This window comes from Pradoshia sp. Z3_51 (assembly GCF_058215915.1).
The window spans coordinates 135,444-156,365 of sequence record NZ_JBZAJC010000001.1 but is presented as its reverse complement, the minus strand read 5'-3'; the positions used below and the strand labels follow the sequence as shown (position 1 = coordinate 156,365).

Below are 20,922 nucleotides of genomic sequence, written 5' to 3'. Positions count from 1 at the left end.
CTAAAAATACTTTATTACTATCATGTTAGCCATCTTTTTTCCTATTTATAAGCCGAAAAGCAGAAAATCTTGTGTATAATAATACGTATCGACAAAATTCTCCAAGAGAAAATAGGTTATTTTTTGATATAATCCTATAAGTAAGTTGAAGCAAGAAGAAGGTGGCAGTTATTAATAAGGTTGAAGTTAGAGTTAGACAATTTATAGAGGATATACAGCATCCTCAGCAAAAGAAAAAATTAAATGTAAATGTCTTGGAAAGCCAATTAAGAATACATATAGAAGACTATTTTGATATGGATGGGTATACATTGTTTCACGATGTTATCGAAAGACTCGTTGAAGAAAATATTCTTATACCGATACTAAATAAACAAACAAATGGCCGGCATCCAGCCTTGCCATTATTTTATTGGGTTAATATCAAAAAAGAAATCACTAAATGGGATCGTCTTGAGATGCTTAAGCTGAATGATCGATTTGATTTTTCTTATTATGAAAACCATCCGGAATGGCAAACGGAAGATGAATGGTTCAGGGTGAAAAATCTTTATTCGTTTCTAAAATCAAGTCAGGATAGACAAATTGTTTCGCTGGAAGAGCGGAGCCTTGAGCTTTTCGGGCATGAAAAATTTCTGACTGACTCTGATCTATTCCCTGAGGGAAAGGGATTTCTACAAAGAATTGGCGTTTCGATGGAAGAATTAAAAAGTATGAAGTTTGGAGAACCGTTTGTATTTTGGTTAAAGCCGGGTGTTCAGATAGCGGATATTAAACGAGTATTAATAGTAGAAAATCTATCATTCTTCCATACTTGCGTTCAATTGCTGGAAGAAGAAATATTAGATTACGAACCGGAACTGATTATTTATGGTGAAGGTAAAAAGATAGAAAGGAGCTTCTCCTTCTTCTTTAAACTTTTCCCGAAGAATTCCTCCTATTTATTTTATTATGTAGGTGACTTAGATGCAGAGGGCTACAGCATTTGTATGAGATTGATAGATAAATATCAAGAATGCACCATTCAGCCTGCTTTAAAAATCTACCGCAAAATGCTTGACTGCATGGATCAGGCAAATTCGGAGACAGGACAGGTACGTAATGAAATACACAGGGAACGATTCTTTTCCTGGTTCACGGAAGAGGAGCAAAACAGCTTAAATGAATTATGGGCTGCCAAAAACCGAATTCCGCAAGAGGTTTTAACGATTGAAACGTGGAGGAGATGGATGTGAACGAATCGTGGGAAGGCTTTTCTCAAAGGATGAAACGATTGAATCCTTTGTTCGAATTGGGAAAAGGAATGGAAATCGGTGAACTCAAGCCCTATATACAGACTATATTAATGCAAGTTCTACTGACCATGTTCTATCGTGAATTAAATGATGATGATGGCCGTAGAAAAACCGACATTTTACATATGGTTGAGGACAGCATTAAACAAATGAAGCTGACGGCTGATGAAAAGCAAATAGAAAGAATTACGAATGGTCTCTTATTTCAGGGGAAGGAAGAATACAGCAAGCCATTTGAATCCTTATATTTTGATGAAACGAGACAGGTATGGGATACTCAAACCTTTCGTTATGTGATGATGGATGAACTGTATACAAACCTGGAGATGGGTGGATCCATCGTTTATAAATTAACTGATGTTGCACAAGAAATGATTTTTATGAGTCGGGAAATGGCGGAAGAGTTCTCCATTACGATTGAACAGCTATACAGTATGCAGCTGATTAAAAATGGTAACTTCAAAAAAGCGACACGGAATTTAGATCACCTCATTTCGAGAGTGAATCGTTTAATGACAAAGGAATATTCCTTTCAGAAAGAGATGATGAACAACCCGAAAATTCTTCTCCTGGAGCAAGAACACCAGAGAGAGGAAAACAGGTGGGAGATTGAAGAACAATTTGAGGAGGAGAAAAATCATTTCCGTACCATCTCGTCTATGATTGAAAAAGCGAAACGTACGGAAGAAAATGGATTGGTTCAAAAAGAATTAATTCTTCTCCATGAAAAAATTGAACATACCAGACAGCTTCATGACCGGTTTGCAAAGCTGGTTATTCAAAATATTTCATATGAGATGAAATTAAAAGCAGAAAATCCTTCTCTATTTTGGGAAAACAGCCTTGTTTCATTCCGGGAGCATATTTATGAAAACTGGTTAATGAAAGAGGGAATTAAGGATTTCGATTTGATTGATCAAATTATTGGACCGTTGTTTTCACCCAAAAATGAATTTATTCTCCCATTGGACTGGATTTGGATGGAACAGGAATCGGCGCATACTCTCCAAATAGAAGATACGAATCAAGATGAGGATGAAGAAGAAGAATTAATCAAGCGAGTAACAGATTGGTCCTCTGTTATTAAAGCATGGAAATATGTATTTGAGTATTTACAGCAATATGGAGAATTTTCATTAGCGGATTTAGCAGATATGCCTATGGAAGTACAGGATCAATGGTTTGAAGAAAGTGAAACGATTGATTTATGGATGTTGTTTGATAAAAAACCTCTCAAAATCATGTCTCCGACAAGGAAATTGGAAACATTGACGGATGAACGTGAAATCCTCCTTCATCGATTAATGAATGAATATCCACAATTTTTATCATTGGAAGGCCGTCATATTTATACGGAGTTTGATCATCGATCAGATCCAATCTATTGGTATGGGACCAAAATGACACCATTTAAAATTTGTGTCCGGGAGGAACTAAGAATAAATGAATAATGAGATTATAAAAAAAGCTTCGCATGTGTACTTTACTTTATTAAAAGAAAAAGTAATTGATGAAACGAGCGAGCATTTTCAAACCTACTATGAGCCGGAAGTCAGACAAACTGTCCTATTACTAGCAGATGAATCCGGAACCTATATTATAGAATCGCCTAAACGTATCCATTTAGTTGTACAGCCGGCAGGGTCAGTCTTTGCGACTAATTTTACCCATATGAAGGATAAGCATAAACAAATAGAAAATAAGAAGTATTTTAATTTAATGAGTGTCATCCTAATGGCTTTTTTGGCTATGGTGGATAAGAATCAGGCAGCCAGAATTCGGACAAAGCGTGAAGGGATAACCTATTATGCATTGGAACGCCAGGTTAATGAACTGATTACAAACTGGAATCGAATGTTAAAGGAGGACCCATCCTTTGGCGAGGAACAAGCCATTGATATGCCGGATATCGTGACTACATGGGTCCATATGGTCATAGAAACGGATGATTTCGGTACAAAGAAAGGGAACAGGCGCACGCGTATCGGACTGATTACGAGCGCTATGAGACTGCTCGAAACTGAAGGGCTGATTGTGATTTTGGACAAAGATGATATACCAAAAGCTGTTCCTAAAATGGAGTTATTTGAACGGATTGAATTCCTTTACCATGATTATGACCGTTATGAACAAATGAAGGAACTTATGAGAACGGAGGAACAGGAGCATGCCGAAAATCCATCGCATTAGAATCGTCGGACTGAAATATGACGGGATGCAAAAGCAATATAAGGACACAACCTTTGATTTTCACAATGAACAAACATCAACAAACGGATTAATCGCGATGATGAATGGTGGTGGAAAAGGGGTTTTCCTGCAATCCATCTTTCAGGTACTCAAACCGGGTACAGCATGGGGCAAACAAAATAATCGTTTTTACCAACAATTTTTCTTTAATAAAAAGGAACAATTTGCACCGTATACTTTCCACATATTAATCGAATGGGAACTGGATGGTTCTGACGGGCGCCATTTAGTGACTGGTGGTATGTTCTCTGCTGAGCAAAAGAAACTGCTGGATGAGGATCTCAATGAGGAAACGGGTTCAGATGAGCGAGAAGCCAAGATTGTTCCTAATATCACTTTTTATGCCAGAGAATTTGATCGTAAAGAGGATGTAGCATTAGAGCATATTCCTCTATACGAGAATGGGCAAGTTGCTGATCCGGAAGAACTGAAGGATTATTTTAAATGGAATGGATTCGATGTTTATCGAGACATAAAAAAACATTACCGCATTCTTGATACATATGGCATTAATCGAAAAGATTGGGACATTATGAAAGAGATTAATAGGGATGAAGGCGGAGTTGGTAAATATTTCGAAGGGGCGGAGGATGATCATTCCCTTTTTCAAAAGAGAATTATCCCGACGGTCAGCCAGGTATTAAATAAAGCTGAAGCTCAAAAGAATGACCTAATCGAAATCTTTAAAAGCCAGGCCAGTATCGCAAAGGATTTGCCGGTTTTACTTAAAAGAGAACAAGCCCACAAGGAATTTTTAGAGGATATAGTTCCTTTTGAAGATCATGTCAGAATTGGTGTAGAGCATGAAGAAATTGTACAAGCAAGTACGAAGGAAGGCCAGCAGCTCCTCGGTGCTTTGGAGCATGTCATTAAACAAGAAAAAGAAGAATTGATCTCACTAGAAACAGAGATTGAACAATTAACAAAGCAACTGTCTGTCCTACGCTTTGAAAAAGATAATTTGGAGTATGCCAAGGCCCATCAGGATGTACGTAAATGGGAAGAGCAGCTTCAGAAAAACAAAGAGAAACACGAACAGTTGAAGGAAGTTGTCGCTGAAAAACAAGCAATAAGGGACGAATTCACTTTCTCCTTGTTATTAAAGGAATGGAGTGAATTTGAAAATACGATTCTTAATCTGACTGACCAAATGAGTAAACTTGAACAAAACAGTGGATTAGAACAAGTGAATCAACGAATGGAAGAAATTAAAGCCGAGGTTACAGCGGAATGGGAAAAGGCCAATCTAGATATTGCCCAATCCAATAACCAGTACCATGCTTATAAAAAGTATCTGACTAAACGGATTAAAGAATCAAGTAGTCATGATAAACAAAAGACGATTGAAATTGCTAAATTAAGTGCGGAAATTCTTTCCATTCAGGATGAGCTTCAATCTTTTGAAGTGAAATCAAAGGATATGTCCACCCAATTTGGTGACCGCATCACATATGATTTATCTGGATTAATCAGTCATTTTAAACAAAATCTAATTCAGCTTCAGGAAGAGTTAAAACAACTGCAGGATAAGGATCAACAAACACAGGAGTTTCAAAATGAACTGTCTGGTTCCTTAGGAACATTACGTGAGTCACTGAAACATCTGAACTCCAAACGAGATAATTGGAAAGAGGCATACCAAAAGCAGGATTTAAAAGAATCCTCTATTTTAGAACGGATGAAATTAGTTTTGGATGATGTCTCACCATCCTTGACCCATGCTCTATTATCCAAATACGCTGCCGGAATTGAAGGTCAATTAACGCAGAATCAGGAAGAGAGTGAACAGGTTAAAAAAGAACTGTGGGAGAGTCAGCTAGACCATTATTTAAACGATGAGAATTTTTGGATTGCTAATCAGGATCTAAAAGAGTTTAAAGAGTGGATTGATGAAAAAACAGGAATAGATGTATTCTATGGGACACAGTACCTGCAATCATTGGATGAAGATGAACGTCTTCATCATCTGGAGTCCTATCCTCTTTTACCGTTTGGGTTAGTCGTAAGCCGGAATCAATGGGAAAAGATCAATCATCATCTTTTACAGGGAAGGCTATTTAAAAGCCCGGTACCTGTATATTTGAGAGAAGAGATGAATGGTACTCCGGTATCTTCTTTTGTTGTTTTGCACGGTGAGGAACATGAACTAATCACAAACCGTAATGAATTTATGAAATGGAAGATAGCAATTTCCAAGAAAATCGAAGAGAAAAAAGATGTTTTAGACGAGCTTGGAAAATCAGAGCGATCTCTTCGCCGTTTATATAACGAATTAAACAGAATGACGGATACAGATCTATGTGTAGATATTGCCAAATTCATTGAACAGGAAGAAAAGGAAATATCCAAGGCTGATACGGAATTAAAACGAACTGTTCAAATCCTCGATAAAGAAAAAGAATTACATGCTCAATTACGTGAACAACTCAATCAAAAGGTAGTGAGAATCGAGGAATGTGGAAAACATGTAGATGCATTGGAAGCATTTATTCTGGAAAAAGAAAAATATGAAGAACATAAACAATTACTTGAAGCTAAAGAAGTGCATAAAGCTACTCTTATTGCACAACAGGCTGAGATTGCCAAGGATTTAGATGAGCTGAACGATAGAAGTGCTCAATGGAATCAAACCTATTTGGAATGGAAATTGGCAATCGACCAGAGTATTAAGGAAATCGTGCAATTTGTTCATTCCGCTTCATTTCCACCTGCGGAAAAAATGGAGGGTAACGATGAAGTACCAAGCTTATCCCTGCATATATTAGATAAGATCATGGGGCAATTGAATGAATTAAAACTCTTGCAGCGCTCCAAGGAAGAACAGGCACAGGAATTACTTACATTAAAAGCTCAGAAAGAAGCCGAAATGTCTCAGAAGTCTAAATTGGAGAAGAAGCTAGCAAAGCAACATGAAGATTGGAGAGAAAGACCTGTACCTGATGAACCTATCAGTATATTAGAGGGTTTGCAGCAAACTGCTCAAAAAGAAGCGAAAGAAGCAGATAAAGAGGAGCGTAAGCAGGATAAGGAAGTAACCGTTGCGGAAACCTCTCTTAATCTGGCAAATGAACAAGCGAAAAAAGCACAGAAAAAGCTAAGCAAGCATGAACAAGAGCCGGAAAAATGGGAAGATCAGGATCTGGATGTTAAAGAGGTAGAAATTAAAGACCGAACTAAATTAACCAAAAAACAATTGGATCAGACTGAGAAGAAGTTGAAAGAGACAAACGAACGTATTAATGGATATGAGGGAGACCAATTAACATTATCCGTAATCCTCAAGGAAAATCCAGTACCTTATACAGATGAGGTCGTGGAGAGAATCAAAAATCAAGGAAAATCGTGTATATTAGCCTGGTGTGAAGCTCACCAAAACTTCCTTGAAGAAAAACAGGTTAAACATGCCAAGCTTGAACAATCGCTTCGTAAGCTAAAGCTGACGATTGAGGATAAAGATTGGGAGATTCGTTTTAAAAATGAAGTTTTGACCTCATTAGATCACATGGATACGCGCCATTACGCTCATATTGAAACCATTATTTCGAATATGAAACGATTTTCAAGAAGCGGTTTGGAGCAATTGGACCGTGATAAAGAACGAGCTGAAAAGGCGCAGGATTTCTGGGCAAGTCGAGCGAGTATGAAGGTTATGAGTATGTCCGATGCTATACGTTCCATGATTGCGAAAATGAAAATCAAAAATGAGCGTGGGACATTCCCACTGGTCCAATTGAAGGAAGATCTATTGCCTAAAAATGCGGAAGAGGTGGAGCCACTTTTAAAGCAGCATTTCGTTATGGCAATTGATAAAATCACGAAGCAATTCGAGACAATTGATGACCATAATAAAGCGCTAGAGGTTGAAATCAAACAATTAATCAGTGATGAACAAATACTATTTGTTTCTCTTCGCAATCGTTTCCCTGAGCTGCTTGTTTATAATATGCGTACAGATAACGCGTTCATGTATGGACGACCTCAGAAGGAACATTACTCAACCTGGAAAACCATTAACCAAGGTTCTAAGACGAAGTCAGACGGAAGCGGCGGCCAAAAATTATCTGCGCGGATGGTCATGATGATGATGCTCCTATCGGTTAAGAGTGAAGCAGATAACAGCTGGGTATCATTAGTATGTGATAATCCATTTGGTCAGGCGGCATCAGCGCACGTCCTTGATCCAATTTTTGCGGTGGCAGAAAAACTGAAATTCCAATTAATCGTTGTTACACCGCCTGAATTGGTGAAAACAGAGATCAGCCAGCGCTTTGACTCTTATTATAAACTTGATTTTGTCCGTGAAAATGGTAAAGAGATTGTGACAGATACAGTGGTACCTGCCTATCGAATTTATCAGGAAGAGGAAGTTTTAGAAAGTTAAATAGAAGACAAGGAGACTGCTGAAATTCTAAGCAGTCTCCTTTTTTACCATAACGGCTCTTCTTTATCAGTCAATTGTAAAAAAAGAGGCATTGATAATAAAACAACAAGCATCAACACTAATTCGATGATTATGACAAAAGTTAAAGATAAATTAAACAGTACCGTAATACGAATTGTTATCAGCGGAAATTATACTACAATAGATGTGATTTTTCTTGAATACATGCTTTGGTATTGATTAGCTCCACAATCATTACATTTCATATTTTTGCGGAATGATGCTAATTTTTTAAATGAATCATTCCATGACCATTTGCTGCCGCAGTTTTGACAAGTTGGCACTGTAATTCCTCCTTTAATGAATATCCTTAAATCTCTAATAAAAAAATGGAGTGGGGTATGGAAATAAAGATGGAACTACATCCACCAAGCATCCTATTTGTAAATTCATATCTTTCATTAAATACAGAACCTGTATCTTTTTTGTCGAACACTTGTACAAATATATTATAGTATTTAATTCCATTTTATATAAAATCATTTGTAAGGTATAATTTAAGTATTCAGAAATATAAAGGAGGATACATAGATGGGAATTTTGGATGGGTTAATGGGTAATTCTTCAACAGTAAGTAAGGATGAAGTATCCAAATCTTTAAAAGAAGTATTGTTTCCAGGTGAAGAAGTTCAACAAGCTTACAAGTTAATCAGGGATATGATTGTTTTTACGGGCAACAGACTTATTCTTGTAGACATACAAGGAATGACGGGAAAAAAAATCGAGTATCATTCCATTCCTTACAAAAGTATCACTCATTTCAGTACAGAAACAGCGGGAACATTTGATTTGGATGCTGAGCTTAAAATTTGGTTATCTGGAGCAGACATGCCGATAACTAAGACATTCAAAAAAGGCAATAGTATTGAAGATGTTCAAAAATTGCTTGCGTATTATGTTTGTGGATAAATAAAAAAATAATCAATTAATAATGGGAGGGCGTTTTAAAACGCTCTCCCTTTTTTATTGTTCCTCTTACCTAATCCCATCATAACAAATACAATCCGTAGTCTTTTTGCTTCATATAATCATAAAAAACCATACTAATAAATAATCTTTTTTTGTATAAATTGTAAATAATGAAGGACATTATAAATTTGTGACGAATATTATAATATGTGTCTAAATTGTGAACGATATGAATACGTTTTACCAAACTGAACTAAATATTTTTGCCTAATTCTAATTATTAAAGCGCTTTCATTATTATGAAAGGGAGGAATTATAATGAATGATCAACAAATTGTAAAATGCGGAAAATGCCAAGGAAATCAAGTGAAAAAACTAATTACAGTCTCAGATATGATGTTTTTGGCTATTTTAATTGCGTGCTGCATTCCAATGCCCGGTTGGTATTTAATCCCGATATTTATGTTCATAGGCTTTTTGGATGTTAAAAAAGGCGGTTTCCGTTATAGCTGTACTGGATGCAAATCTAAGTTCAGAGTAACGAAGGAAATCAATGCTGCATTTACTGAGTTTTTTAGGGCTCAGAAGACACTAATTAAATAAGAAACAAATGAACGGGGACCAGTTAAATAGAAACTGGTCTCTTTTATTTATCTAACAAATACAGGAGTACTTGCGACTTAAGTTGTAGATCATATCATCCTTTGTCAGGACGTAAAAATTCTTGGTAATTAATATACTTAACACATAAACAACTGAACCAATTTAAAGGGATGGTGATATAAAAATGAGTACACTTTACATTTGTACAACTTGCGGGACACAAACGGACTGCTTAAATGACCCACCGGTGAAATGTTTAATTTGCAGTGAGGAAAGACAGTATATTAATCGTAATGGGCAGCAGTGGACAACAATGGAAGAGATGGTATCTTCAAAACAATTTAAAAATGAAATAAAGTATGAAGAAAAAGATTTGTACAGTATGAAAACAGAACCAGATGTTGGTATCGGTCAGACAGCATACATCGTTCAAAGCGATAATTTTACATTGTTATGGGACTGTATTACTTATATTGACCAATTAACCGTCGATAAAATTAAAAAAATGGGTGGCTTACATGCAATTGCATTGTCACATCCTCATTACTATTCCAGTCAGATAGAATGGGCTGAAGCCTTTGATATCCCAATCTATATACACGAAGACGACCAGGAGTGGGTATTAAGAAAAAGTGAAAAAATTGTATTTTGGTCAGGAGAATCTTTAAAGTTGTCTGAAGGATTAATCCTTCACAGATTAGGTGGCCATTTTAAAGGTGGCGCTGTCCTTGAATGGAATAAAGGAAATCATCATAAAGGAATTTTGTTGACAGGAGATATTATTCAGGTGGTGGCTGATCGTAAATGGGTTAGTTTTATGTATAGTTATCCCAATCTGATTCCCTTGCCTGCTAAAAAAGTAATGGACATAGCCGATAAAGTAGCCAAAATGAACTTTGACCGAATTTACAACGCTTTTCATCGTATCATTCAGAAGGATGCCAAACAAGCCGTTCAAAAATCTGCTGAGCGATATATACAAGCGTTAAATGGGACTTTGTTTGAAACTTAAGTAGGACACGAAGAGAAATTTTTTTTAGGAAAACTGTTATTAAATAAAAAAACGCCTTTTAGTTATAGAACCCAAAAGGCTTGTAACAAACGTATGGCCACCCTTATTTAAGAACTGATACACGTCTTGTTCCCTATATTCATTTTAGTCGAGATAATTACAAGTAATTTCAATTGGCGAACCTGGCTTTAAGTTTAGTACTTAGCACTAAGATGTAATCATCTTGACTTATCTTGGAACTTTTAGCATCTGCTCCTATTTGTAAATTATCAATTAAGGTTACTATATTATAATGAAATAAATACGTTAATTGAAGGATTTTTCATCAATTCGGTACTGATGACTTTGACTTTTCATTTTAGCATTGTGCTTCAGGTAGTATTCAAATACTTCTCTTGTTGTATAAGTTGGAGTATATCCAAAAATGTTTTTCAGTTTAGTGTTATCAAGAACAGGTCGATAGCGAAGGAAGTTAACCTGTTCCTCTCCATATTGAGTTAGGGATAATCGTTTTAAGATATAAAGAGCCCATTTTACGACTAATGCAGGGATCCGTATGACTGGCTTGTATAATATATAGGCAAGTTCATCGATTGTTAGCTTACCATCACCAGCAACATTAAAGATTCCTGTCACATCACCTGTAACGGCCCGTTCGAGACAGCAAGCGACATCATGATCCCAAATAAAGACGAATGGGCTATCAGATCGAGAGATGCCAATTAAGGCTTTCTTTTCAAACAGAGCGGTAATCTGATTGTTCACTGTCTCGCCAAGGATGGTACCTATTCGGAAGATGATCTGTTCTAGTTCTGGGTGAGTTTGACGATAGTCTGCTAAAAGCTGTTCAACCAATCTTTTGTGATAAGAATAAGCAAATTCCTTATTTCCTCGAATCGGTACATCCTCTGTAATCCATGCTGGGTTATCTGGATGATAGCCATAAGCTGCTCCACTTGATGAGACGATGAGGCGTTTTACACCATTTTTAACGCAAGCCTTTAGGATATTTTCTGTACCAAGTACATCGACAGAATGCTCCAGTTCACGGTTACTCTTTTTGCCGGGTGTGACGATCGAGGCTAGATGGACGACTGTATCGATACGATATGTGGCCATCACTTTATGAAAGTCCTCTGAGCGGATATCGAGCTGTACATAATGTATGGTAGTGTCGGAATAAAATATAGGCTTTTCTTGAATATCAGTAGCGATAATGTGAATATTTTCTGCCACAGATAGTCGTTGGACAAGAAGGCTTCCTAAATAACCTGCCGCGCCTGTTATGAGTACATTCATACTTTCACGCTCCTGGCTGTGTCTTTGGTAGTTTCCTTATGAAGTGGCCGCTTTGACCAATAAATGGAAAGGGTAAGTCCAGAAACAATATGCCAGATTGCCCACCAGGCAGCTACAATGGCCATACCACCTAATCCGTCAAAGAAATTGAATATCAAAACTAGACCCAGACCAGAGTTTTGAATACCTACCTCGATAGAAATCGCTCGACGATCGGCGATAGGGAGTTTTAACAGTGAGGAGGTGGTGTAGCCAATCGTAATGGCAAGTAGATTATGGATAAATACAATGAGAGCAACCATTCCAATAAATTCAATAAAATAAGTAAAGTTTGCTGCCAGGGAAACGATGACAAATCCTAAGAAGAAGACTATAGATGCATTTTTAGCCCATTTGTTGATCAGTTGCGCTTTTTCTGGATATTTATGGTTCACATACATACCGATGGCGAGCGGTAACCCAAGCATTAAAAAGATCGAAATCAACAAGTCTTGCGGGTTGATGGTAAAAGACTTGAGCAGGCTATTTGTCGGTTCGTAAAGAGATCCCCAAAGCAAGGTGTTAAAGGGAGTCATAAAAATAGCTAGCACGGTTGAAATAGCCGACATGCTGATGGATAATGGGGTATTACCTTTAGCTAAGTAGGTCAAGAAGTTAGATAAATTGCCTCCCGGACAAGCTGCAACTAGAAACAACCCAAGAGCGATACTAGGCCTTGGCTCTATGATAAGAACGAGTATATATGTAAAGGCCGGAAGCAGGATAAATTGACAAGACAGTCCAATGAGTGTGGGTTTTGGCTTTTTAATACTTTCTTTAAAATCTGCTAATTTTAAGTCCAAAGCGACCCCAAACATGATAAACCCGATTAAGATATTCATAATTGTCAGTGAAGTTGCGTTGAAATTTAATTGGATATCATCGATATTCATGCTATTTACCCCTTGGTTCAGCATGCATTTCTTTAAAATATTTTAAGCCTGGTGCCCACATATGCTTGACTGGATCTACATCAGCATGAATAACCGAACAAATCCCACTTCGGATTGAACGCTCAAGGGCCTCGCGGAATTCATTTGGATTATTTGCATATTCCCCATGTGCACCCATGCTTTCAGCTAACTGTTGAAAATTGATATTGCCCAGGTCTGTATTAATGCTTTCTTCAGGGCTGAGGGTTTTCTTGATTAAGGTCTTAATTGGCTTCATGGCTATATGCTGATTAATTTTTACCATTCCCCATTGACGGTCGCAAAGAACGATATATATAATATGCAAGCCATTCCGCACTGCTGTTTCAATCTCTTGTGGATGAAAGCCCATTGCTCCATCACCAATGATGCAACATACAGGTACATCTGGCTTAGCAGCAGCTGCGCCGAGCGCCTGACCGACACCTGCCCCGAGCATCCCGAATTTAAATGTCGAAATGACTGTTCCAGGTTCTGTAACCTTATAATAGAAATTTGTCCAAATGGCTGTATTGCCGCCATCAATAACAAGTGGTGATTCTTTTGGAAATACCTCACTGCATATAGCAGGAATATGAGCTGAGTTCATCGGAGTGGCATGATCATTTAGATGTTCGTTAAGCTTATCCCTGTGCTTTTGCTTATCTTCAAGGTATTTGGATAGCAATGCTTCGCGCTGGAGGTAGTTCAATTTATCCTTAAAGGGAAGAAGTCGTTGATATAATTTTTCTAAAAAGATTTTTACATCTGAGAGAATGCTGACCTCAGTTGGCTTATTTGCACCGAGAATAGAAGGATCTAAATCGACTTGAATTACCTTTTGGTTATTGTTCCAGTAAGGTGCTTTTCCCCACCAATCTGTTTCTCCTATCCTTGAGCCTAGCACTAAAAGCACATCTGCTTCATTGCGAACCTTGTTATTAGCCTCAATATGAACCATTGGTAGCATAAGGCGGTTATTCTCTGAAATAGCGCCTCGTCCGGCCCAACTTGTTGTAATCATCGACTGTAATAATTCCGCAACCTTCTCAAGCTCATTGAAGGCGCGTGCATGAATGACTCCGCTGCCAGCATGAATAACAGGAAATTTAGCTGATATAAGCAGTTCAACCGTTTCATCTAATTGTTGTTTATTTGGTTCAGGTGGCTGGGTTACACGATATTGGCTAGCCCTCCAAAATGAAAGGTCACATTTCACTTTCGTATTGAGAATATTTTCCGGTATATCAAGATGAACGACTCCTGGGCGTCCTTCGAAACATTTTCTTAAGGCGGTGCGGAGCATTTCTGGAATCCTATCGAATGAAGGAACTGCTTCGCTCCATTTCGCAATCTGGCCAATCACGGCTGTCTGATCAAAGCATTGATAGGTACCTCCACGGTCTGGGTACATGATGCCGGTCCGCCTGGCACTGGTAATGACAAGTACCCGGTTACCTTCTGCCTGTTCGACAACCAATCCAGGGAGGATATTGGCTACTCCCGGCCCATTGCTGGCCATGCAAACTCCAAGCTTACCAGTCAATCTGGCATAGGCTCCAGCCATGTGGGCTGCGCTTGTCTCATGGCGTGGAGAAATCAATTCAATACCATGGTTCTGTAAGTTTGAATAAAATCCAAAATAAGTTCCATCTATAATACCAAATAATTTTTCAACATTCTCAAGGCTTAACATTTTTGCAATGACTTCGCCGCCACTCATTTCAGCCATAATATTCCTCCTTAATCATTACGATTATATTGATGAATCAAATCAGGGTTCAATACTTGAAATAATTGATGGAAAATCTTTTCAATATCCTCTTGAGTTGGAATCCTGCGGTTTGTGTCAATACCATTGCCGCAAAGAGTGAGCGCCGTTAATTCCTTTATCTGTGAGGAACACATTTGATCCATTGGGATGTATGGTCTGCCTGTCTCCCAAATTTGAAACTGGTCGTTATATTGATAGATCAGTTTAAGTATTTTTCTTGCCAGGGCGGATTTGCTTTCATTGGGGTTGTGTCCAATAGCAACGGCCAGTTCTGCATAACGGTCTTCTGCATCTTCAATTCCGAAGTCAATTACAAATGGATGCAGGAGTGCAACACTTAAACCATGGGGGATTTTATATTTTATCCCTAAGGCTCTGCCTGTGGCGTGTGCTAAATTAGTTGATGAATTAGAGAATGCTATTCCAGCATATAAACTGCCGATAAGTATATCATCATAGGCTTGTTGGTTATTAGTTTTTATGTAAACGTTTGGAAGGGCGTTGGTGATTTTCTTGAAGGCTTGAAGAGCATAGAAGTCTGTTAATTCGGTTGCTTTTGTTGAAACATAAGCTTCCATTGCATGGGTAAGTGCGTCTAAGCCTGTATATGCGGAGATGGCCGGAGGTAATTTCTTGGTCCAATAGGAATCTAATATGGCCGCATCCGGTACAAAACTTGGATGAGAGGGATTACGTTTAATGCTAGTTTCATCGTCAGTAATGACCATAACTTTTGTTGCTTCTGATCCTGAACCAGCTGTGGTTGGTATGACAATCAAGGGAAGACGATTAATTTTGGATTCTTGCTGGATGGTAAGTAAAGTATGCTCTAAATTAATGGCAAAGACGGAAACGGCCTTAGCGAGATCAATCACACTGCCACCACCGATTGCCACAACACCATCACAGCTTTCTGTGAGAGCTGTATGGGTGGTTTTTCTCACCTGACTGAAGGTTGGTTCACCTTTGTCGCAAATATAGAGCTGAAACGATATCTCTTCTTTTTCAAGCATTGAGAAGAGATATGTTTTCGCATCTTTGTAAAGCTTTACTGAAATCATGATAAAAGCTTTCTTGATTTGCAGCTTTCGAATTGTCTCCATAAGCTGTATTCCACTAAACCCGCCTGTCAAGATTATGGCAGGTCTTAAAATAGATTCGATAAAGATCACTCCTTTAGCTTGATGTATACGCTTACATTAATGCATTAAGATAGGTTTCTATTATTATATCTAAGGAAGATTATAAAGACTTGAAAGTTCAAAAGCAATATTAATTCAGAAAATTTAAATTATTTGATTTTGATAACAAGATAATATTTTAGGATGAAATAAACTATGTCATAGTAAATATCATTGATATTCCTTTAATTCAATAGAGAAAAAAATTGTTAATTGTTACTGGGACAATTACTGCAGTAAGTTTAAAACAGAAAACTTGCTTCATATCATAATCGAAGGAGTAAGTTATATCATTAGCATTTCACTAACAATAGCTTTGTTTAAATTTTCCTTGGTGGAATAATGAATCCTTCTTAGGTTCTTTTCCTATTTTACCAATCACTTTTGTTCTTTCAGCAGTCGTTTACGCTAGGGCATTATTCGATATGTTTATTTGAATCTGCTTACCATCCAAACTGTTTTTCTTTATTTAGATAAAGATGAGATGAGGGTACTAAACTATCAGTTTATCCCAATAGATTACCAACCATTACATAATAATGAAGAAACTTTCATTTAAAGTTTTCCTCAATTTGATACAATATAATTTGATAACGTACTAGATAACGTTTATAGTAGTAATCTATTGCTAATCCTGACTTTCTTCCGGTTAAATGTCGAATGGTCAAAAGGAGAAAATCAAATGAAACCTTTAAAGTTAGTATTCTTCGCAATGATTGCGATTATGATATTTGTTCTTTGGAAAATGTTTCCGAATGAGCAAAAGACTTTTATTACGAATGATCGAATGAAGGAAATCCAGTCAATAGTGGATGATGCAAGTAAAGGAAAAGTCCAGGCCAACTGGCAAAACGTTGCAGCTATTGCAGCTATTGAATATAATATAGACACTGTGGAACCTTATAATATCGAACAAACAACTAATCTGTTTATCGAAAAAGAAGGAAACGAATATAAGCTTAAAAATATTGAAGAAGTAATGGATACTTTAAATTATACAGATGAACAGAAATCTCAGGTGAAATCCTATATAACCTACTTGGATTCATTTAAAAAAGGTAATAAAAGCAATCAATATGAATTTATTGCTGAAATTGAAAGTGCCGCTGTAGATAATTATAAGGAATATGGTATATTGCCTTCCATCACAATTGCGCAGGCTATCCTGGAATCTGAATGGGGGAAATCAGGACTATCTCAGAAGTATAATAACCTATTTGGCATTAAAGGCCATAACTGGGATGGGGCTGTTGCAAGCATGGACACAACGGAATTTTATAATCAAAAAACTAAAAGTGATTTCAGAGCCTATAATTCGATTGATGAGTCAATCGATGATCATGGTGCATTCCTTAAAGAAAATCAACGTTATGAAAAGCATGGCCTTTTTGAGGCTAACACCTATATGGAACAGGCTCAAGCATTGGAAGATGCCGGCTACAGTACGGCTGAGAATGAAAAAGGCGAAAAAATATACAGTAAAATGTTAACCGATATTATTCAGCAATATCAATTACAGTTAATTGATATCAATGTCACTTGAGATAAATTATAAAAACAAGCGTATGTGTCTACTATTGCACATACGCTTGTTTTTTATTCTTAATAGGTGATTTTTTGGATTAACTGAATAGAATTAAATTTCCACCTTTTGCAAATGAGATTTGCTAAAATAAATGGTAACTGAAAAAGGGACTTTAGTAAATTATTTAATGTAAAGATTGGTGGGTGATCATTTGAATACGTATGGAGACGAATTGTTTAAGGGATCTGCTATTTATTATTCAAAATACAGACCTAATTATCCTTCTGCACTAATTCGATTTCTAGTAGAGAAATTCTCTTTAAATGGAGAACAGAACCTCCTGGATCTAGGATGTGGAACTGGCCACCTTACAATCAGATTTTCTGATTGGTGCAAAAAAATCGTGGGGATTGATACTGAACCAGAAATGATTGAAGAAGCGAAACGTCTTCATCAAGAGATAAGAATGGGGCAAATTCAATGGTTTAATGGAACCCTAAATCAATATAAGGATGTACATAATGAACAATATAGCCTCGTGACTATCGCTAAAGCCTTTCATTGGATGGACAGACCAACGACTTTAGAGGAACTTTTCCCAATCATTACGGATGGTGGAGGAGTAGCTATTATAGACAACTATAATCCAAATCAACCACTTACAACATGGCAGGTAAGATTGAATGAAATGATAGAGAAATGGTATGGAACTGATCGAAAAGCTGGAAAGACTACCTATACCCATCCGATTATAAGTCATGAGGAAGTACTAACTAACTCAAAATTCCATTTAGAGATTCACCAATTACCTACATACGAAATCATTTGGAACATTGAATCAATCCTCGGAAACCTATATTCCACTTCTTTCGGTTCAAAACAATTTCTTGAAAATAATGTAGAAAAATTTGAACAGGAGCTTAGAGAAGCCTTGCTAGATGTTTGTCAGTCCGGAGAATATAAAGAAACAGTATCATTGTCTGTAAAGTTAGGCTTAAAGAATTGATAAATAAGGAAGTTATTTCTTTGATGTCCAGCCATAAAGGAGGAGGTAATAGAGTTCATAAAAAGGGTTGGTGTTTATGGTTTTATGTCTCAATCATTCAATGAATAAACCGAGAATTAAATCTAAAATCCTCGGTTTATTTATCATTAAATCCTTTACTTTACTTGTATAAAGGATGTGCTTCGTGCGTTCTTGAGCGTTATTAAAAAGTAAAATAAACCGGGAACCAAAATGATCGTTCCGATTATTAGAAATACCGGCCTTACCCCTAAATCCCAAAATGGAGAGGAGGCAAACAGAATTCCTAATGGCATAGTGAGCCGTAGGAAAAATAATCGAACGGAGCTCAATTGTGCTAAACGTTCTTTTGCTACACCTTTTTGGAACATGGCGGCACTTTGTGCATTAAACAGAGGGAATAATATACCTCCACTTAATTCACACAGCCATGCATAAGGAATAGAATGTGTGAAAAATAATAATATGAAAGATAAGCCTCCCCCCATTAAACCGATGTACATAAACAATGGTGACTTAGGAAGACTCGTTAATATCCATGTGCCAATAACATAACCAACAGGAAAGGCTGCAGAAAAGATCGCATACTCCCAATATTCTCCGTCCAAACTTCCTCTAATAAAAGGCACACTTATAACCATTGTGGCTCCCACGGCAAATTGAACGGTAGAAGAGAGGAGGGTCAATCGGAAAAGACCTGGATATTGAAAAAATATTTTGTATCCTTCCTTCATCTCTTTCCACCAAAATTGCTTTGTCCATGGAGATACGGCCTGTTTGGGATTCTCTGGCAGCCGTTTAAGAGATAGAAAGCTTATTAAGAACATGATTGCAGAAAAGACATAGATGAAGTGAATGGGGATGAATAATAAAAATAAGGAGGCAGCTCCCGGTGCGAGAAAGCTCATAAGACGAAGTGTGCCGTCCAATAATGCATTGGCATTTACCAGTTCCTTTTCTTCACAAAGCTCCGGCAGAAGGGAGAAAGAGAGACTTGCGTAAATAGGCTGCATTAAACCCAGTAAGCATTGCAATATGAATAAACCAATAATAGCGCCATTCTCTGAGACCAGAATAAAACCCAATAAAGGAAGTAAATAAGCGAATGAGCGAATCAGTTGTATATTACGCAAAAGTCTTTCTTTAACCATGTAATTTAAAAATGGAGAGCTAATACATTGTAAAATTAACGAAGGGATAAAATAAATCAGCCAAAGTATACCCATCCATTCTTTCGAACCAGTCAATTCATACAGTAGTAATCCATTTACAATTCCACCAGCTGCTCCGCCTAATTCAGAAACAATTTCTCCAATCCAAAGAGCTTTAAACGATTTTGAATAATTTTTCATAAAGGATTACCCAAATAATGAAATAGCTTAGTTGAAAAATCTTTAAGCTGAGCGGCATTGATTGAATAGATTCCTTTATCCGCACGAATAAATTTGGCCGATTTTAAAATGGAAAGCTGATGATGCAGAGTTGTCTTTGAAATTAAAAATTGGACGCTTAATTCCTGCAGGGACCTTGGACCTTTAATCAATTGATGAAGCAGCTTTAAGCGGAGCTCATCCCCAAGCGCTTTATGGCCAGCAATTAATTCCTGTGAAGGTACATCTGATTGCCTAAAATAGTCTTCTTTAACTGGATAGAAGATCAGTTTGGTATCTACTGTTCGAATTTCCAGTATCCATGGCCGATAAGAAACATGAGGGACCATCTTTACAGACCATACGGAAGGTTCCGGTATATAATTCGCTCGGCCGCTTATTTGCTCAATGATCTCGGTGGGATTCTTTTCTTCCAATGATTGATGCTGTTTTTCTTCAAATTCCAGTGCTTTTAACCATTTATTCCATTCCTCGAAGCTTCTTACCCATTGATACCATCCATCTATAATGGTTTGATAGAGGACACATATTTCTTTGAATTGATATTTACCAAGATTAAGAACGTAGTCTCCCAAATAATCATGCTCTGAAAAATGTTTACTATACTCAGTAAACAAATGCTTTTCCTTATAATTAATCGCTGTATTTTTACGTGCTTCTTCACAGACTCGATTTTTATATGGAAGAACGGTTTCGTAAAAAGTATTTGGCGAAATATCAGCCAAAGCATCAAGAAACTCCTGAATAGAAGATGAAGAAAATTTTGCTTGCAGCATTATCAGTCCATACCAAAGGTTTGTATCTTCGATTTCTTTTAAATCCTTAGAAAGAGATATTGGCAACTTGTTTTCCCAAGAGGACCATATTGCTTCCTGCTCAAAAGTATGCCGCATCTTTTCATGAGTATAGCCAGCAATACCAAGGATAACTTCCCAAACTGGTGAAGATTCTACTTGCATAGATAGCGATTCTATCGATTCAAACGAATAAAGATCCTGCATTTAATCCCCTCCATTTTTTGGATTATATTCAGATTCTAAATTAGTTGAATCATATATTCAATATATTTGGAAAAATAAAACTATTTTCCTCTTAATTAATCGATTTAAATATGTGTTATTTCGAGTTGCCGCTAGTAGGAAAATAGACTTCCTTGATGACCAATTCGGTTATATGATTACCACTGGTGAACTTGCATGAACCAATACAGTTTCAGCATTCACCGGAATAAACAACATGTAAAAAGGGATGTAAACAGTTGTTTACAT

16 protein-coding genes are annotated in these 20,922 nt (G+C 37.1%); 9 read left to right on the top strand and 7 right to left on the bottom strand.

Annotated elements, in window-relative coordinates; all coding sequences use genetic code 11:
* Positions 1–161: 161 nt before the first annotated feature.
* The 4 genes from AC4BHA_RS00730 to AC4BHA_RS00715 are packed head-to-tail and all read left to right on the top strand — an operon-like array spanning position 162 to position 7,926.
* Positions 162–1,235 (top strand): Wadjet anti-phage system protein JetD domain-containing protein, encoded by a 1,074-nt coding sequence (locus tag AC4BHA_RS00730; RefSeq protein ID WP_490557972.1) that lies wholly within the window; start codon positions 162–164, stop codon positions 1,233–1,235.
* A complete protein-coding gene (locus AC4BHA_RS00725) occupies positions 1,226–2,746 on the top strand; it encodes a hypothetical protein (RefSeq protein ID WP_257469040.1) in 1,521 nt (506 codons plus the stop codon). The genes AC4BHA_RS00730 and AC4BHA_RS00725 overlap by 10 nt, the downstream gene beginning before the upstream one ends.
* On the top strand, positions 2,739–3,485 hold the full coding sequence (locus AC4BHA_RS00720; RefSeq protein ID WP_139891910.1) for a DUF6063 family protein: 747 nt from the start codon (positions 2,739–2,741) through the stop codon (positions 3,483–3,485). The genes AC4BHA_RS00725 and AC4BHA_RS00720 overlap by 8 nt, the downstream gene beginning before the upstream one ends.
* Complete coding sequence (locus AC4BHA_RS00715) at positions 3,463–7,926, top strand: coiled-coil domain-containing protein (RefSeq protein ID WP_140461479.1); 4,464 nt, start codon at positions 3,463–3,465, stop codon at positions 7,924–7,926. Before AC4BHA_RS00720 ends, AC4BHA_RS00715 begins: the two co-directional genes overlap by 23 nt.
* Before the next feature lie 191 nt (positions 7,927–8,117).
* On the opposite strand, the gene AC4BHA_RS00710 is transcribed toward AC4BHA_RS00715, so the two are convergent.
* Positions 8,118–8,270 (bottom strand): hypothetical protein, encoded by a 153-nt coding sequence (locus AC4BHA_RS00710; RefSeq protein ID WP_490557971.1) that lies wholly within the window; start codon positions 8,268–8,270, stop codon positions 8,118–8,120.
* 247 nt (positions 8,271–8,517) lie between these two features.
* On the opposite strand from AC4BHA_RS00710, the gene AC4BHA_RS00705 reads away from it, so the two are divergent.
* The 3 genes from AC4BHA_RS00705 to AC4BHA_RS00695 all read left to right on the top strand — a co-directional run bounded on the left by AC4BHA_RS00705 (position 8,518) and on the right by AC4BHA_RS00695 (position 10,510).
* A complete protein-coding gene (locus tag AC4BHA_RS00705) occupies positions 8,518–8,895 on the top strand; it encodes a PH domain-containing protein (protein WP_139891913.1) in 378 nt (125 codons plus the stop codon).
* A gap of 318 nt (positions 8,896–9,213) precedes the next feature.
* Positions 9,214–9,498 carry a hypothetical protein gene (locus AC4BHA_RS00700; RefSeq protein ID WP_139891914.1) on the top strand — a complete coding sequence of 95 codons (285 nt, stop codon included), beginning with the start codon at positions 9,214–9,216 and terminating at the stop codon, positions 9,496–9,498.
* A gap of 184 nt (positions 9,499–9,682) precedes the next feature.
* Positions 9,683–10,510 (top strand): hypothetical protein, encoded by an 828-nt coding sequence (locus AC4BHA_RS00695; protein ID WP_490557970.1) that lies wholly within the window; start codon positions 9,683–9,685, stop codon positions 10,508–10,510.
* A 306-nt stretch (positions 10,511–10,816) separates the two neighbouring features.
* Here the strand turns inward: AC4BHA_RS00695 and AC4BHA_RS00690 are convergent, their stop codons facing one another.
* Genes AC4BHA_RS00690 through AC4BHA_RS00675 form a run of 4 tightly spaced genes read right to left on the bottom strand, consistent with a single transcriptional unit; the run spans position 10,817 to position 15,705 of the window.
* The gene (locus AC4BHA_RS00690) at positions 10,817–11,809 is read right to left on the bottom strand and encodes an SDR family oxidoreductase (RefSeq protein WP_490557969.1); all 993 of its coding nucleotides are present in this window, start codon (positions 11,807–11,809) and stop codon (positions 10,817–10,819) included.
* Complete coding sequence (locus AC4BHA_RS00685) at positions 11,806–12,741, bottom strand: bile acid:sodium symporter family protein (protein ID WP_490557968.1); 936 nt, start codon at positions 12,739–12,741, stop codon at positions 11,806–11,808. The genes AC4BHA_RS00690 and AC4BHA_RS00685 overlap by 4 nt, the downstream gene beginning before the upstream one ends.
* A gap of 1 nt (position 12,742) precedes the next feature.
* Positions 12,743–14,491 (bottom strand): thiamine pyrophosphate-binding protein, encoded by a 1,749-nt coding sequence (locus AC4BHA_RS00680; protein ID WP_490557967.1) that lies wholly within the window; start codon positions 14,489–14,491, stop codon positions 12,743–12,745.
* An 11-nt stretch (positions 14,492–14,502) separates the two neighbouring features.
* Positions 14,503–15,705, bottom strand: coding sequence for an iron-containing alcohol dehydrogenase (locus AC4BHA_RS00675; RefSeq protein ID WP_490557966.1), 1,203 nt, complete (start codon positions 15,703–15,705; stop codon positions 14,503–14,505).
* Positions 15,706–16,396: 691 nt separating this feature from the next.
* Here AC4BHA_RS00675 and AC4BHA_RS00670 point away from each other — a divergent pair.
* Both AC4BHA_RS00670 and AC4BHA_RS00665 read left to right on the top strand, forming a co-directional pair.
* Positions 16,397–17,257 carry a glycoside hydrolase family 73 protein gene (locus AC4BHA_RS00670; protein WP_490557965.1) on the top strand — a complete coding sequence of 287 codons (861 nt, stop codon included), beginning with the start codon at positions 16,397–16,399 and terminating at the stop codon, positions 17,255–17,257.
* A 193-nt stretch (positions 17,258–17,450) separates the two neighbouring features.
* Positions 17,451–18,245, top strand: a complete 795-nt coding sequence (locus AC4BHA_RS00665; RefSeq protein ID WP_490557964.1) for a class I SAM-dependent methyltransferase — start codon at positions 17,451–17,453, stop codon at positions 18,243–18,245.
* A 155-nt stretch (positions 18,246–18,400) separates the two neighbouring features.
* Here AC4BHA_RS00665 and AC4BHA_RS00660 read toward each other — a convergent pair whose 3' ends face one another.
* Both AC4BHA_RS00660 and AC4BHA_RS00655 read right to left on the bottom strand, forming a co-directional pair.
* Positions 18,401–19,615, bottom strand: coding sequence for an MFS transporter (locus AC4BHA_RS00660; protein ID WP_490557963.1), 1,215 nt, complete (start codon positions 19,613–19,615; stop codon positions 18,401–18,403).
* The gene (locus tag AC4BHA_RS00655; RefSeq protein WP_148629727.1) at positions 19,612–20,655 is read right to left on the bottom strand and encodes an ArsR/SmtB family transcription factor; all 1,044 of its coding nucleotides are present in this window, start codon (positions 20,653–20,655) and stop codon (positions 19,612–19,614) included. Before AC4BHA_RS00655 ends, AC4BHA_RS00660 begins: the two co-directional genes overlap by 4 nt.
* Positions 20,656–20,922: the final 267 nt, after the last annotated feature.